Annotated in this window: 16 protein-coding genes; 11 read left to right on the forward strand and 5 right to left on the reverse strand. The window is 38.7% G+C overall.

The genetic code is table 11. The features are described from left to right. The first annotated feature begins 617 nt into the window (after nt 1–617). From Q5794_RS08185 to Q5794_RS08200, 4 genes are all read left to right on the forward strand, one after another. Nucleotides 618–1808 carry a glycine C-acetyltransferase gene (locus Q5794_RS08185; protein ID WP_214985792.1) on the forward strand — a complete coding sequence of 397 codons (1191 nt, stop codon included), beginning with the start codon at nt 618–620 and terminating at the stop codon, nt 1806–1808. A 37-nt stretch (nt 1809–1845) separates the two neighbouring features. After that, nucleotides 1846–2805 carry an L-threonine 3-dehydrogenase gene (locus Q5794_RS08190; RefSeq protein ID WP_214985794.1) on the forward strand — a complete coding sequence of 320 codons (960 nt, stop codon included), beginning with the start codon at nt 1846–1848 and terminating at the stop codon, nt 2803–2805. 209 nt (nt 2806–3014) lie between these two features. Next, entirely contained in the window at nt 3015–3479 is a 465-nt protein-coding gene (gene hutP, locus Q5794_RS08195; protein ID WP_214985796.1) for a hut operon transcriptional regulator HutP, read from the forward strand. Between the two features lie 354 nt (nt 3480–3833). Then, nucleotides 3834–5042 (forward strand): MFS transporter, encoded by a 1209-nt coding sequence (locus Q5794_RS08200; protein ID WP_214985798.1) that lies wholly within the window; start codon nt 3834–3836, stop codon nt 5040–5042. Between the two features lie 101 nt (nt 5043–5143). On the opposite strand, the gene Q5794_RS08205 is transcribed toward Q5794_RS08200, so the two are convergent. Beyond that, nucleotides 5144–6373, reverse strand: coding sequence for an MFS transporter (locus tag Q5794_RS08205; RefSeq protein ID WP_214985800.1), 1230 nt, complete (start codon nt 6371–6373; stop codon nt 5144–5146). A gap of 11 nt (nt 6374–6384) precedes the next feature. Then, nucleotides 6385–6966: a TetR/AcrR family transcriptional regulator gene (locus Q5794_RS08210; RefSeq protein WP_215054932.1), complete on the reverse strand. Its 582-nt coding sequence runs from the start codon at nt 6964–6966 to the stop codon at nt 6385–6387. Nucleotides 6967–7242: 276 nt separating this feature from the next. Here Q5794_RS08210 and Q5794_RS08215 point away from each other — a divergent pair, with 276 nt between their 5' ends. The 4 genes from Q5794_RS08215 to Q5794_RS08230 all read left to right on the forward strand — a co-directional run bounded on the left by Q5794_RS08215 (nt 7243) and on the right by Q5794_RS08230 (nt 11070). Beyond that, nucleotides 7243–7908, forward strand: a complete 666-nt coding sequence (locus Q5794_RS08215) for a type 1 glutamine amidotransferase domain-containing protein (RefSeq protein ID WP_214985804.1) — start codon at nt 7243–7245, stop codon at nt 7906–7908. A 204-nt stretch (nt 7909–8112) separates the two neighbouring features. After that, nucleotides 8113–8403, forward strand: coding sequence for a putative quinol monooxygenase (locus Q5794_RS08220; protein ID WP_214985806.1), 291 nt, complete (start codon nt 8113–8115; stop codon nt 8401–8403). 225 nt (nt 8404–8628) lie between these two features. Then, nucleotides 8629–10068 (forward strand): aldehyde dehydrogenase family protein, encoded by a 1440-nt coding sequence (locus Q5794_RS08225; RefSeq protein WP_214985808.1) that lies wholly within the window; start codon nt 8629–8631, stop codon nt 10066–10068. 153 nt (nt 10069–10221) lie between these two features. Then, nucleotides 10222–11070: an MBL fold metallo-hydrolase gene (locus Q5794_RS08230; RefSeq protein WP_328248301.1), complete on the forward strand. Its 849-nt coding sequence runs from the start codon at nt 10222–10224 to the stop codon at nt 11068–11070. 150 nt (nt 11071–11220) lie between these two features. Here the strand turns inward: Q5794_RS08230 and Q5794_RS08235 are convergent, their stop codons facing one another. After that, nucleotides 11221–11457 carry a hypothetical protein gene (locus Q5794_RS08235; protein WP_116073117.1) on the reverse strand — a complete coding sequence of 79 codons (237 nt, stop codon included), beginning with the start codon at nt 11455–11457 and terminating at the stop codon, nt 11221–11223. Nucleotides 11458–11628: 171 nt separating this feature from the next. On the opposite strand from Q5794_RS08235, the gene Q5794_RS08240 reads away from it, so the two are divergent. The 3 genes from Q5794_RS08240 (at nt 11629) to Q5794_RS08250 (ending at nt 13946) form a co-directional block, all read left to right on the forward strand. After that, nucleotides 11629–12255 carry a LysE family transporter gene (locus Q5794_RS08240; RefSeq protein ID WP_214985812.1) on the forward strand — a complete coding sequence of 209 codons (627 nt, stop codon included), beginning with the start codon at nt 11629–11631 and terminating at the stop codon, nt 12253–12255. A 136-nt stretch (nt 12256–12391) separates the two neighbouring features. Continuing rightward, nucleotides 12392–13735, forward strand: a complete 1344-nt coding sequence (locus Q5794_RS08245; protein WP_214985814.1) for an amino acid permease — start codon at nt 12392–12394, stop codon at nt 13733–13735. A 70-nt stretch (nt 13736–13805) separates the two neighbouring features. Continuing rightward, entirely contained in the window at nt 13806–13946 is a 141-nt protein-coding gene (locus Q5794_RS08250; protein WP_164797559.1) for a hypothetical protein, read from the forward strand. A 43-nt stretch (nt 13947–13989) separates the two neighbouring features. On the opposite strand, the gene Q5794_RS08255 is transcribed toward Q5794_RS08250, so the two are convergent. Both Q5794_RS08255 and Q5794_RS08260 read right to left on the reverse strand, forming a co-directional pair. After that, nucleotides 13990–14142 carry a YpzG family protein gene (locus tag Q5794_RS08255; RefSeq protein ID WP_013056278.1) on the reverse strand — a complete coding sequence of 51 codons (153 nt, stop codon included), beginning with the start codon at nt 14140–14142 and terminating at the stop codon, nt 13990–13992. Between the two features lie 225 nt (nt 14143–14367). Further along, entirely contained in the window at nt 14368–16041 is a 1674-nt protein-coding gene (locus Q5794_RS08260; protein WP_214985816.1) for a ribonuclease J, read from the reverse strand. Nucleotides 16042–16126: the final 85 nt, after the last annotated feature.

Here is a 16126-nt window from a genome sequence, read left to right on the forward strand (position 1 = left end):
TGGGACAAAAGTATTTTAGTTGAAGGACAATCCGAACGAGTTTGATTAAGAATCAAACTCGTTCGGATTTTTTCATTGGTATGGTGAATGTAGGTTTCATGTATGTAGTTGCTTTTAGCTGTTGATTGGAGGGAAAGGCGAAGACTCCTGAGGGAAAAGCGGAATAGGCGAGACCCCGCAGAAAGCGAAGTCTTGCACGGAAATCAACAGCGGTGGAACAAGCGATCCATACTAGCTTATTTATCCAATTTGTTCGTCTTTAGATTCGGATGATTTAATTATGTCTAAGTCCTTTTTTTAAAAGAATTATCAAAGAGAGAAAAGAAAAAAGATATTGTCTAATAACGTTCCGGAAAGCTCGTTAACAGAAGGAAGAATTTTTATCCGTACTGAAACTTTTGTCTTTTTTTGTTTTTTTAGTATGGACATTTACCTGGTTGTTTATTATTATAAATTCTATAAGTATGGAATTTTAAGCGCTTTCAAAAGAAACATTTGTCTTTCTCAGGAATACACTTGGTTTTTAACTCATATACTATAAGTGCTTAGATTAATCTTTTAATGGGGAAAAGAGAAGTTTATAAGAAGCGTTGAACGATAATGAGGAGGTATGGAAGATGACAAGCAGACGTTTAAAAGAATTCTTGAATAATAATTTAGAAGATTTAAAAGATAAAGGGCTATACAACGTTATTAATCCGGTAGAGGGACCAAACGGACCTGTTATTCAAATTGACGGAAAACAATTAATTAATTTATCTTCGAACAACTATTTGGGGCTTGCTACAGACGAAAGGCTTATTAACGCGTGCAACGAAGCCACTGAAAAATATGGAGTGGGAGCTGGAGCTGTCCGAACGATTAATGGAACTCTAGATATTCATATTAAGCTAGAGGAAAAGCTTGCGGCGTTTAAGCATACAGAAGCAGCTATAGCTTACCAGTCTGGCTTTAACTGCAATATGGCAGCCATCTCCGCGGTTATGGATAAACATGATGCGATTTTATCAGATGAGCTGAATCACGCTTCAATTATTGACGGATGCCGGCTATCAAAAGCAAAAATTATTCCTTTTAAGCATTCGGATATGGAAGATCTTCGTGCAAAAGCAGGCGAAGCACAAAAGTCCGGTGCCTATAATAAAATAATGGTAATTACCGACGGTGTATTCTCAATGGATGGAGACATTGCTAAGCTTCCGGAAATTGTAGAAATCGCAGAGGAATTTGACTTGATCACATACGTAGATGATGCTCACGGGTCGGGTGTATTAGGTAACGGCATGGGCACAGTCAAACATTTTGGCTTATCTGAAAAAGTAGACTTCCAGATTGGAACATTGTCAAAAGCGATTGGAGCTGTAGGTGGGTACGTAGCCGGAAAAAAAGATTTAATCGACTGGTTAAAAGTAAGAAGCCGTCCGTTTTTGTTTTCGACTGCTATTACACCAGGCACGGCTGCTGCCTGTATTAAAGCAATTGAAATCCTAAGTACAAGTACAGAGCTACAGCAGCAAATGTGGGAAAACAGTCATTATTTAAAGCAAGGATTAAAAGAACTAGGCTTTAACATTGGAGAAAGTGAAACGCCTATCACTCCATGCATCATAGGAGATGAAAACCAAACGCAGATTTTTAGTGAGAAATTAATAGAAGAAGGGGTATACGCTAAATCAATTGTTTTCCCAACAGTTCCAAGAGGGACAGGACGCGTTCGCAATATGCCGACGGCTGCCCATACAAAAGAAATGTTAGATGAAGCACTTCGTATCTACAAAAAAGTAGGCAAGGAAATGAAATTAATCTAAATGTTTGATCTAGGCAGTACACGAGGAGGATATTGAGATGAAAAAAGTATTAATAACAGGTTCTCTAGGACAAATCGGTTCTGAATTAACGGCGAAAATGAGAGAGATGTATGGTTCAGAAAATATTATTGCCACCGATATTCGCAAAACGACGAGCGATGTCGTGACTTCAGGTCCATTCGAGATTTTAGATGTTACAGATCAGGCTGCGTTATTTACGATCGCTAAAAAGCATAAAGTTGATACGATTATTCACTTGGCTGCGCTGTTATCAGCGACGGCCGAGCAAAAACCGCTTCTAGCTTGGAATCTAAATATGGGCGGATTAGTAAACTCGCTCGAAGTAGCGCGCGAGCTTCAGTGTCAATTTTTTACTCCAAGTTCAATTGGCGCATTTGGTCCAACGACTCCAAAAGACTGGACGCCGCAGGATACCATTCAACGTCCTACCACGATGTATGGTGTTAATAAAGTAGCGGGTGAATTACTTTGCGATTACTACCACCATAAATTCGGAGTAGATACACGAGGGCTGCGTTTTCCAGGCTTAATTTCATATGTAACGCCTCCAGGTGGAGGAACAACGGACTACGCTGTTGAAATTTATTATGAAGCCGTTAAGCATAAGCGATATACGTCCTATATTGACAAAGGAACATATATGGATATGATGTATATGCCTGATGCATTAAATGCTGTTATCCAACTAATGGAAGCAGACGGTTCTAAGCTGAAGCACCGAAATTCATTTAACGTTTCTGCCATGAGCTTTGATCCAGAACAAATGGCGACTGAAATCAGAAAAACGATTCCGGAATTTGTTCTGGATTACCAAGTAGATCCTGTTCGACAAGCAATTGCTGAAAGCTGGCCTAACCATATAGATTCCAGCTGTGCGATAGAAGAGTGGGGATTTAAAGCAGAATATAACCTAGAAAAAATGACGAGAGAGATGCTGGGAAAGTTAAAAGTTGAATCACAGCTTGTCTTAACGTAAGTAGAGAAAATGATTTCTTCCTTGAAATTAAAGTAAGCGCTTACTAAAAGGTAGGTTACTTGTTTATGCAAATTCTACTTCGTAACAGTGGTGGACAGTACACATAGATCTCCTTACCCTTTAAGTGAGCGCTCGTTCGTTGAATAATCAGCACCCTTTTAGGTACCGTCTGTTAAAATAATAAGGGAATAGAAGGGAGGGAATGACAGTTGAGCAATAAATTTCAACAAGTTAACGATTTTTCAATGGGGAGATTAACATCTTTACTCGTTCTTTTACATAATACGGAACTAGTTGAAGGTATTGAAAAGGAAATTAATGAAAGAGGATATAGCTACACAGTAGGAAAAGTAGGAGCAATGGAACTGTCTAAAGTCGTGGCGGCAATTGAAACGAGTGCCAAAACAAATAAAATTATTAATGCCCAGTCGTATCGGGAAGTTCATGCTCTTTATCATGCTATACTTGAAGCGATTCAAGGAGTTAGTCGAGGAACGCTGCAGCTGGGTGATATTTTACGGACGGTAGGACTCACATTTTCAATCGTGCGCGGAAAAATTGAGTTTTCAGGATCAAGCGACGAATGGATTAGCGTTTGTGTGTATGGAACGATAGGTGCGCCTAAAAAAGGCTTTGAACATGATACATTAGGCTTTGGTTTTAACCATATTTAAAAAATAATGAACAAAATAGTATGAATGTAAAAAGTGAGAGATCTACATAGCTGCTTTAAAGAAGATATTTTTCTTATTGAAAGGTTCTGTGCGGCGTGTTAACATTAGGATTAATATAATAACTGCCTTTAAGACGGTCCAGAGAGGCCGAAAAGGACGGATCACTTATTTACTGCTTCTATGCCTATCTGTGCCCTTTTGCCCTCTGCGACAAAAGGGCTTTTATGTGTTACTTACCTCTTTTAAACGAAGTCCAGAGAGGCTTCAAAAGAGAATGGAGATATGTTATTTATCCATTCCTTCAAAAAAGAAAGAGCGTTGATACAGAAAGAATACACTGGAGGGTGGAACAACATGAATTATCGTAACAAGACAGTTGTAGCATCAGTAGCAGGTTTGACGTTAGAAGGGATGGACATCATGTTTATCTCGTTTGCTATGTCAATGATTATTGCTGAATTTCACATTGATTTAGCAACAGGTGGACTTATTTCTTCTATTACGAATATAGGAATGCTGATAGGTGGAGTCATCTTCGGAATTTTAGCAGATAAATTTGGAAGAGTGCGGGTTTTTACCTACACGGTTCTTCTATTTGCAGTCGGAACGGCATTGACAGGTTTTGCAGCAAATGTTGAACAAGTGTATGCTTCACGATTTATTGCCGGAATTGGGGCTGGAGGAGAGTACGGGATCGGTATGGCTCTTGTAGCAGAAGCGTGGCCGAAACATAAGCAGGGACGAGCTTCATCCTATGTTAGTATTGGCGCACAATTTGGAGTGATCCTTGCGGCGCTTTTAAGTTCTCTGATCCTGCCGATTTTCGGATGGAGAGCGCTGTTTTTTGTCGGAATTATCCCCGTCATTTTTGCTTTTCTCGTACGAAAAAATTTAAATGAATCTCCTGAGTGGCTAAAAGCTCAAAAAGAGAAAACAGCCGTTGTTAAAAATACTGGCAAGCTTCGTCAATTATTTGATACGCCTAGGACGGCGATGACGACTATTTCGCTGGCAGTGATGGCTACAGTTCAAATTGCAGGCTATAACGGACTCATGATATGGCTTCCGTCTATGCTTCAGCAATCACAAGGCCTCTCTGTTTCAAGTTCAGCTCTTTGGACAATCAGTACAGCCGTTGGAATGATTGTAGGCATGCTAACATTTGGTCAATTTATGGATCGTTTTGGATCGAAACGTACTTTTGGAATCTTTCTTCTCGCTTCAGCTTGTGCGGTATTTTTATACTCTTATGCCGAAGGAAGTGCAGGACTACTTATAGGAGGAGCTGTGGTCGGATTTTTTTCAAACGGAATGTTCGCAGGATACGGAGCATTGATAAGCAGCCACTATTCAGTAGAGGTTCGCAGTACTGCAACGAACACCATTTTTAACTTTGGGCGGGCGTTGGGTGGATTATCACCAATTCTTGTCGGATATCTTTTGCAAAGCTATGATATGACGGTAGCGATGACGTACTTGGCAGGGCTGTACTGTATTTCGTTTGTTTTTATGGTGAGTCTTAAAAAAACGGAAGAAAAGAAAGCGAAACAAATGAAAGCTTAATCTGTTCTTTAAAATGAAACATAGATTCTATGTTTTTCTGCAAAAAACCGCCCTTACTCAAAAGGGCGGTTTTTTGATTATATAAAAAATAAGACGAGATATTATATGATTGTTTCTTTTACAGGTGCTTCATTAACTTCTACTGACGTTGCTGCAGGCGTTTTACTTCTTATAAACATCGAAGCACCTAGTCCGATTACTAGCACAAATGCTAATGATTCAAAGGCAAGTCGGAAGTGTCCGGTGCTAATTAAATAAACGGCTAGAACAGGACCCGAGCTTGTGCCTAAAAATAAAATAAAAGCATTAAAGGATACGGCACTTCCTCTAGACGCACCGCCCAATTGATTAATCAGTGAAATCGTAATAGGCGTTACAATAGCAATTCCTGCTACAAAAATGACGCTGCTGATCACCATTAATACTACGCTTGGGCTCAGTCCCAGTCCAATCAGTCCTATGATGGCAATCACGAGCCCGCCTCGAAGAATAAATTCAGTCCCCATTTTCCTAGCAAATCGTCCTGTAAACGGTGATAAAAGCATCCCAACAATGCCTACAGCACGGACAAGAAGAATTTGTTGATCTGTTAAGCCCCACTCTGGAGAAGATAAATAGCTTCCTAGAAGTGTATACATGCCAACAAGTGTTAATAAGAGTGTAAATGTAATAAAAAAAATAAAATTTAACTGTTTTTGCTTAAAGAGATTTTGCATTTGTTTAAATTTCAGCCATACGCTTTCCTTTGCCCGAGGAAGGTTATCTTTTGGAAGAAATAGAATGACCAATACGCTAGAAACAAGATAGAGCCCGCCAAGCATTGAAAAAATAGCATGCCATCCGAATAATCGGTTGATAACGCCGCTAAATACTTGCCCTGCCACGCTTGCCATTAGCAAGCCAGAGCTGATAAATCCAAGAGCTGTTACTCGTTTATGTGCAGGAAACATCTCAGCGGCATATACAAACGAAATCGGAGCAAAGGCTGCTGCAATAATTCCTTGAAGAGCTCTAAGGAAGATTAATCCGCTAAAATTAGGAACGAAGCTGATAAGAAGCGTCACGATGGTTAGCAAACTAATGCTACAGACAAGGAAAATCTTGCGTCCGTGTTTATCAGAAAATGGACCGTAAATTAAGCACCCCAGCGCATAGCATAGAGAAAAGGCGCTGCCAATCCACGTAGCTTGATTTGTTGAGATATTAAAATACGTTGTAAACATTCCGGTAAGTGGAATCGTAACGTACATACTCGATAGGATAGCTAATCCGCACCAAAATAAAATAAGTGTAATAAATGCATAGTTTTTATGATGACTCAGTTTTTCCATGATGTCTTTTCCTACCTTCTTTCATCACTAGAGCACAAAATACTGGTGATGATATGATCGACTAAATGTGTAATAAAACGTTCGTCTGGTTCTTGGTTGTATATCAGAATGCGAAAATAAATAGGGCCAAGAAGCATATCTAAAATAATATCAGTGTTGAGATCCGGTTTGATCTCTTTTCTTTTAATAGCTGCTTCTAAAAATAAGGTTGCATCTCTTCTTCGAAGTGTAAGGAAGGACGTGTGAAAAGATTTGGAAATTTCTTCGTTTTCTACAATGATAGCGAGCATCGAGCGCCCAATTTTGGAACTGAAAACAGAAGCAAGGTTTGTTAGCTGACGCTGAAAATTTGAGCGTACGGAATCTTCTATGTCAAATTGGAAGCTTGAAGCCGTATACATAAGAAAAGCATCAAGAACTAAATGTGCTTTTGTATCCCACCATCTGTATATGGTTGTTTTGCCGGCTCCTGCGTGGGCCGCGATGGCTTCAATTGTAAGAGAAGGATAACTTGTATTTTCTAACACCTGTAGAGTTGACTCTAAAATTTTCTCTTTATTTCTAGGTTGCTTGGCAGACTTTTTTTCTTTCATTCTTGAACTCCTATCTTTATTTAAAAAACGATACGTATCGTATCGAATTATATAGAGTATAGTATTCTTTTTTAAGACTTTGTTTCCTTCGAAATTCCTCTTCGTTGCAGAAATCGGTCCTTTTTGCATGTAATAAAAGAATATCTGCACTATCTATAAAAATATTTATCGATAAGCACATATTTTCTAATTTGTATTATAAAGATTCCTCTCTTCCAATATGGTGTGTAAGGCGGAAACAGAAAATACTATCTTTGTTTACAGGAGGACGTTATTATGTCTAAACATATATTAATGGTCGTAACAACGGTTGACAAAATGAAAGAAAATCATCTAACAGGCCTTTGGCTTTCAGAATTTAGTGAAGCGTACGTAGAGTTCGAAAAAGCTGGGTTTGCTATTGCTGTAGCAAGCCCTCTAGGAGGAAAAGCACCGGTGGATGCTCGCAGCCTTGAAGGAGAGACTTCTCAAGAAATCTTAAATACAGCTAAGCACCTAGAGAATACGCTAAAACTTGATACCCTTACTGAAAGTGCTAAATTCGAGGCGATTTTCTTACCAAGCGGTCACGGCACAATGTTTGACCTGCCAGATAATCAAACGCTTCAAGCTTTAATCCGTGAAGTATACGAAGGGGACAAAGTAGTAGCAGCTGTGTGTCATGGACCTGCAGGCTTAGTAAGTGTTACATTATCAGATGGAAAGCCGTTGGTCGAAGGAAAAGATGTCGCTGCTTTTACAGATGATGAAGAGCGTGAAACAACATTAGACCAATTCATGCCGTTCCTTTTGGAAAAACGTCTGCGTGAACTTGGTGCAAATGTAGTAACTGCTCCAAACTGGACGGATAATGTACAGAGGAGTGGAAACTTGATAACAGGTCAAAACCCTCAGTCAACAATCAGTGTAGCAAAAGAAGTCGTTAACCAACTATTAAATTAACATGTAAAAAAGCCTGTATGCTAATAAGCCTACAGGCTTTTTATCAACAGCATCAAGAAAAGCCGCTTTTGGTAGCCCGTATGTTTTATTGTATCGGACTGGAGAAATCAATCATAATAAAAAAATATGATTGTCAGTGTAATGAATAAAAAAAGAGGGAAACTCTTTTATGGAAAATATTTTTTAAAGAAATGAGGAAAAACGATGTCAGAAATTATTATTAACGCCATTTTGCAAGCCAAGCCAGGAAAAGAAGAAGAACTTCGATCAGAGTTAGTAAAAGTGGTTGAACCGTCAAAAGGAGAAAATGGATGTATTCAATACACTCTCCATCAAGACACGGACAAAACTGGCACGTTTGTTTTTTATGAGAAATGGAAAAGCAAAGAAGATGTTGAAGCTCATCTTGAAACACCTCACTATAAGCAATACAGACAGCAAACTGAACCATTAATTGAAAGCAGAGTGGTACATCGTTTACAAGAAGTACGTTAATGCATACACACCGTTCGTATACGAACGGTGTTTTTTTATATACAGAGTTAAAAAGTTGCAGAGGAAAAATAGTTTTAGCTATGAAAGAGTGATTGAAAAAAAGATAAGAGGCAGTGAAAGAAGCAAAAAATAAAATAAGTGGTGTTTGAGAAGCAGACAGGCGGGTAGACAAAAACTAGATAACATAGTTCAGCAATTAACAAACTAAAAGGAGAGATCAAATCAATGCGTACAAATTTAAAACACTTTATTAACGGAGAATGGGTTGAATCAACAGGAAATGAAACGGCAGATGTGATCAATCCTGCTACTGAAAAATCAATCGGTAAAATTAGCTTAGGTACAAAAGAAGATTTAGATAAAGCCGTAGCAGCTGCTAAAGCAGCTCTTCCAACATTTTCAAGAACAACAAAAGAAGAGCGAATTAAAATGCTTCGCAATATTGCAAAAGGGTATGAAAAACGTAAACAGGAGCTTATTGAAGTTATGACTGAAGAGCTTGGCGCTCCTTTAAAGATTTCGGAAGAAGTTCACTATGAAATGGGACTTAGCCACTTTAAAGAAGCAGCTAATGCACTTGAAGATTACACATTTGAAAAAGATCATGGAAGCTACAAGGTCGTGAAAGAGTCTATTGGAGTAAGCGGACTTATTACACCATGGAACTTCCCAACAAATCAGACGTCTACTAAAATTGCAGGAGCTATCGCAGCAGGAAGTCCAATGGTATTAAAACCATCAGAACTTACACCGTATGCAGCGATGATATTAGCGGAGATTATTGATGAAGCTGGTGTACCAAAAGGTGCCTTTAACCTTGTAAACGGAACGGGAAGCACAATCGGTGACGGTATTAGTTCTCACCCGGACATTGATTTTGTATCATTTACAGGATCAGGTGCTGTAGGCGAGAAAATTATGCAAAATGCGGCTAAAACAATCAAAAAAGTAGCGCTTGAGCTAGGCGGGAAATCACCGCTAGTTGTATTAGAGGATGCGGATGTAGAAGAAGCGGCTAAAATAGCAGTTTCACACATTGCAATGAATACAGGGCAAGTATGTACGGCAGCAACGCGCATTATCATTCCTGCCTCTATGAAAGAAAAATTTGAAGAAGCAGTGAAGAAGGTTCTACCATCATTCCCAGTTGGTGATCCATTAAATAAAGACAACGTAACTGGACCGCTTGTAGCGGAAAAACAGTGGGATCGCGTACAGGATTATATTAAAAAAGGAATGGACGAAGGTGCAAAACTTCTTACTGGCGGAACGGGCAAACCAGACGGCTTAGAGACAGGATACTTTGTTAAACCGACAGTCTTTACTGACGTTTCAAATGATATGGTTATTGCACAAGAAGAAATCTTTGGACCTGTAACAACTATTATTACGTATGATGATCTAGAGCAAGCTCTTGAGATTGCAAACGATACGGTTTATGGACTTGCAGGCTATGCGGTCGGAAAAGACCAAGAAACACTTGACTATGTTGCTAAAAATATTAGAGCTGGTCAAATCATCGTCAACGATGCCGAGCAAGACAGAGCTGCACCGTTCGGTGGATTCAAACAATCTGGTATTGGACGCGAGTGGGGAGCATTTGGTATCGAAGAATATTTAGAGCCAAAAGCGATTATGGGCGTCAAAGTTCCAGCAAAAGTATAATTGATGTTAAAAAAAGAAAGGAGTTTTTCTCCTTTCTTTTTTTATGGATCCATAAAATAGAGCCATTTAAAAAAAGAATAACGAAAGCAAAGGTGGATAGCATAAACGTGTATCACGCATATGAAGTGAGACGATAAAGGAGGGAATTATAAAGTGAATAGGGATATGCACGGAAGTTCATCAACAGAAAGTTTTATTCCCATGAGCTCTATAGCCAATGGAAAAGGAGTCGAAGTGACGCCGGATATCTACAGCTATACTACACAGATTGTTAACGTATGTTTTATAGGAAACCCAGCCAAAGACGATCGCTTTGTCCTTGTTGATGCAGGAATGCCTAACTCGGCTTCTATGATTATCAAAGAGGCAGAGGAAAGGTTTGGAGAAGGGAAAAAACCAAAAGCCATTATTCTTACACATGCACATTTTGATCATATTGGAGCTATTATTGAACTAGTGGAGAAGTGGCAAATACCGGTATATGCACATACACTTGAACTTCCATATGTGACGGGTAAAAAAAATTATCCCACACCAGATGGCACAGTGGAAGGCGGGCTTGTAGCAAAGCTTTCTCCACTATTTCCAACGGAAGCCATTGATTTAGGCTCTCATGTGCAAGTTTTGCCAGCCGACGGCTCTGTACCTCATATGCCAGAGTGGGAATGGATTCATACCCCTGGTCATTCGCCAGGACATATTTCTCTTTTTAGAAAGCAAGACCTTGCGCTTATCGCGGGAGATGCTTTTGTTACCACTAAGCAAGAATATTTGCTGGATGTATTGGAGCAAGAATTGGAAATTAGCGGTCCTCCTCGTTATTTAACTACCGACTGGGCGTCTGCAAAAAAATCCGTTGAACTGCTTCAGTCACTGCATCCATCTGTAGCGGTGACAGGACATGGAAAACCAGTTTCTGGCGAATGGCTTTCAACCAATTTATCAAAGCTTGTTAAAAACTTCGATACAATTGCTCGTCCCGATTACGGAAAATATGTATAAGAATATATAAGAATAAAGAAATGATTTTAATCTTTACGCATGATCTTAAAAGCTGCGGGTGAAGATCAAAAGCTCTAAGAACTCAGTGAGTTCTTAGAGCTTTTTTAGTTTTTTCGTATAAAAGTAAAAAAACAGTTGTTATTACCCTCATTAAAAATTTTGTTGAATAGCCTGCTGTGCTTCGCGTAAATGTCTTAAGTGTTCTTCCATTCGCTTTAATTCTTTATCACCAGACGCCTGTTCTTTTTGTTCATTAATTTGTTGCTGAACCATATTCAAATGCATTTGAGCTTTTTGAAAATTGGCTGCATCCAAATTCATCTGCCCTTGATAAACAGCCTGTTCAGCTAATTGTAATGCTTCTTTAATATGAGTGTATGAATTCATGCTTCTCATCCTTCTGTATAGTATTTACAGTTAACATGCGCTGGTTTTTCGTAGCTATACAAAAGGATTTAGAAATAAAATAAAAATTACGTAGTACAAGCTAAGTCGGCTGCATACATTTATCATAATTAAATTTATGAAATCTCAGAAATAATGGAGGAAGGGATGTATGTGGGGGCTTTTTTTAGCTATGTATTATTAGGACTCTCGTTAGCCGCGCCAATTGGCCCAATTAATGCAGCGCAGCTTGATAAAGGAATTAAAAATGGTTTTTTGCATGCCTGGTTCTTAGGAATAGGAGCAACATCGGTTGACGCTCTTTATATGTTTGTGGTTTATTTTGGCTCCGTTCATTTTTTAAGCAGCGACTTTATGAAAACGTTTCTTTTTTCGTTTGGATGCTTCGTATTAATTTATACAGGTATTGAAGGGTTAATGAGTGCAGGGAAAATTACACAGCATAGAAACGCAAAAGGAGATTCGGTATTAAAGTGTTTTTTTTCAGGCTTTTTAATTTCATTAACAAACCCGCTTACCATTCTTTTTTGGCTTGGAATTTATGGCTCTGTTTTAGCCAAAACAGCTAATACATACGAAACAGAACAGCTCATCTTATACAGCTGTGCTATTTTTACAGGGATTTTGGCCTGGGACATTGCTATGGCAGCTTTAGCAAGCACTTTTCGAAGGTACTTAGCCGCGACGTTTTTGACTGTCGTGTCCGTTGTATCGGGGTTATCTTTAATAGGATTCGGTATATATTTCGGCTGGCAAGCTGTACAGCAAGTAATCATTTAAAAGGGTAAAAAGCAGCGCTGAATTTAAAGTATTTTTTGTATGCTTGGAAATTAAAAAATGATAGAAAAGGTGTGTCTCTTTACGCATAAATTTTTCAAACTATCACACACTACATCGAGGTGTAAGGAGTGATAGTATGAAAAAGAAAATGGGCTGCGGAAGTCAAGTTGAAGGGAAATTAAAATGGTGGCAGCTGTCTTTAATCGGAGTAGGGTGCATAATCGGTACAGGCTATTTTTTAGGGTCAAGTATTGCAATAAAAGCCACGGGGCCCTCTGTATTAATAGCTTTTTTACTAGCAGCATTATGCACATTTATTGTATTTGACGCACTTGCTAAAATGAGTGCTCAAGATCCTCAAAAAGGTTCGTTTCGCTCCTATGCTAAAAAAGCTTATGGAAGATGGGCAGGATTTAGCAGCGGATGGGTGTACTGGAGTTCAGAGATGCTGATCATGGGAAGTCAGCTCACGGCTTTATCTCTTTTTACGCGTTTTTGGTTTGAAGGTATTCCACTATGGGTGTTTGCATCTATTTATGCTGTTTTAGGCATTGCTGTTGTATTAATTGGAACAAAAGGTTTTGAACGAATGGAAAATGTATTTGCTGTCACAAAAGTGGCTGCTATTTTAATGTTTATTGTATTAGCTAGTCTCGCTTTATTTGGATTTCTTGACGAAGGTGCCAAACAAGGGGTGCCACGAACGATGAGTGAAGTATTTCCTCATGGATTTTTAGGTTTATGGGGCGCTTTGCTTTATGCCTTTTATGCTTTCGGCGGCATCGAAGTCATGGGGATGATGACCGTTCGTTTAGAAAACAAAGAAGATGCACCAAAAGCAGGAAGAAGCATGCTTATTCTCCTTGGAATTATTTACATTGCTTCACTGAGCTTAGCTATTTCAATTGTACCTTTTCATGATTTTCATGGAAATCAAAGCCCGTTCATAACGGCTTTAGAAACATATCATCTTCCATTTTTCCCTCATGTTTTTAATGGAGCAATGATTGTTGCCGGTTTTTCAACGATGTCAGCGTCTTTTTTTTCCGTAACAACAATGATTGTCACTCTTTCAGAAGATGGAGATGCTCCGGCATTGTTTTCAAAACAAAAAAAGAAAAAGCTACAATTTCCTTTACCGGCTTTGCTTTTAACAACAGCGGGATTGATTGTTTCTATTGTTCTTTCCTTGCTATTGCCCGGGAAAATTTATGAGTACATTACAACAGCAGCTGGACTGATGCTGATTTATAACTGGTTCTTTATTTTAATTTCTTTTCATCGCTTAATTAAACAAACCGTTTGGGATAAAGTAAAACAAGCTATTGGCATCTTATTAATCCTATTAGCAGTAAGCGGTACGCTGTTAGAATCTGCAAGCAGACCGGGTTTCTTTGCAAGTTTATGCTTTTTAATTGTTATAAGTCTTGTTATTTTAAAACTGCGCCATAAGTGGAAAGAAGAAGAAGCGGCTAGCTAACATATATTTAATCTTTATGAGGGACACTATGCACGTTATACAATTACAAAGATAAAAGGTGGTTTTAATCATGCCAAAAAACAAGCAGACTCCTTCTTCACAAGTAGATCAAAAACAAGTAGTAAATGACAAGGCAAAAGCGCTACGAGAAAATAATTATGAAGACGGTCATATTCGTAAGATAACTCAAAGCGGGGCAGACGGCCAATAACAAAAAAAGACGCGAACGCGTCTTTTTTTGTTGAAGTGTATCCTTACCAACGATGAGCTTTTGCATTACTTCGCAAGATGATGTTCGTTTGAGACATCTCTGTATGTCCATTTACTTGGGACTTTGAACGCTTCGGTCTCGTCCAGTTGTGGCGGAATAGTTCTGAATGCTGATCTACTTGATTTTTATCATTCATCATAATCACCTCAAGGATAGGATACTTTCATAAGATATTTACGGTGAAATATCTCTCTTATAGAATGGGGCAAAAAAGAAGAAATACACCTAACACTTTTAACCATACATATAAAAGGAGGGCCTATTCATAAACTATAAAGGGCAACTTCTTACTTTGAGTTAAGCTTCGGATTTATCAAAAAAACTGCCTTAGTGGGGACTAAGGCAGTTTTCGTTTAAGTAATCAAACTTCAATGATGATAGGAAGAATCATAGGTCTTCTTTTCGTTTGATTATATAAAAATTGGCCGAGTGTTGTCTTTATTTCTTTTTTCATAATATTCCATTGGTGAACGTGAGCTTTTTGTAACTGATTTACAACCTTGGTCACTTGCTGATTAATATCTTTTAATAACTGCTCTGAATCTCTTGCATAAACAAAGCCTCGTGAAATGGTGTCTGGACCAGACACAATTCTTCCTTCCGCTTTATTTAGAGTGATAACAATAACTAGCATGCCATCTTCGGAAAGCTGTTTGCGGTCGCGTAAAATCGCGTTGCCAACATCTCCAATGCCAAACCCATCTACATATACATTGCCTGCAGGGATTTTTCTTGTTTGAAAAGCTGTTCCGCCCTTGATGTCAACAATATCGCCGTTATTTATAATGAAAATGTTCTCTTTTTCCACCCCTACGGATTCTGCTAATAAGCTGTGGTGATGAAGCATTCGAAACTCACCGTGAATTGGGATAAAATACTTCGGTTTCATCAATGTAGCCATTAATTTTAGTTCTTCTTGATAGCCATGTCCTGATACGTGCATACCTGTTGCGCTTCCTGAACCATAAATCACATGAGCCCCGAGTGTGAAAAGACTGTCGACAATACGAGAGATATTACGTTCATTGCCCGGAATAGGCCCTGCTGATAAAATGACCGTGTCTTCAGGAAGAATTTCTACTTGTCGATGATTTCCGCTGGCTAATCTAGATAAAGCGGCCATCGGCTCACCTTGACTTCCAGTGCAGAGAATAGCGACTTGCTCAGGGGCAAGTGAATGTACTTCATAAGGCTCAATTAGCATCCCATCAGGAATGGTTAAATACCCTTTCTCTAAGGCGACAGATACGACGTTAACCATACTTCTTCCTAGCAGCGAAAGTTTTCTGTTCGTTTTAACCGCAGCATCTACAATTTGCTGTACGCGGTTAACATTCGAGGCGAAAGTAGAAATAATCACTTTTCGTTTAGCTTTACGAAAAGCCTCTTCTACATGTTTGCCAACTAGCTTTTCCGACGGCGTAAATCCAGGGCGCTCAGCATTTGTGCTTTCTGATATTAAAGCTAGTACACCTTCACTGCCGATTTTCGCCATTTTATGAAGATCTGGATATTGGTCGTTAACAGGAGTTAAGTCGAATTTGAAATCTCCCGTATGCACAACTGCTCCTTCAGGGGTATGAAAAACAATACCCAGACAATCTGGAATGCTGTGGTTGGTCTTAAAAAAGGATAGTGGAATATCACCTAATGTAATTTCTGAGTCTTCATTAATTTCGATGAGCTCCGTCTCAGCAGATAATCGATGCTCCTGAAGTTTAATATCGATTAATCCGAGCGTAAGGCTTGTTGCGTAAATAGGGAGATTTAATTGTTTTAAAAGATAAGGAATACCTCCAATATGATCTTCATGACCATGAGTAACAACCAATCCACGAACCTTTTCTTTATTTTCTTGCAAGTATGTAATATCAGGTATAATCAAATCAATTCCCAATAAACTTTCGTCAGGAAATTTAGAACCGCAGTCAACAACAATGATGTCGTCATCATATTGAACTGCATACATATTTTTTCCTATTTCGTTGATGCCGCCTAAAGCAAAAATGGATAGTGTGTTTCTATTTGTACTCACAGTTATTTCCTCCTATATTATCAAAATGGATATATACGGTTTCTACTCTTAGTATGAACATTAATCCCTGGTGCATTCTGTTAAA

The organism is Priestia megaterium (genome assembly GCF_041941685.1).
Lineage (GTDB): Bacteria > Bacillota > Bacilli > Bacillales > Bacillaceae_H > Priestia > Priestia megaterium_C.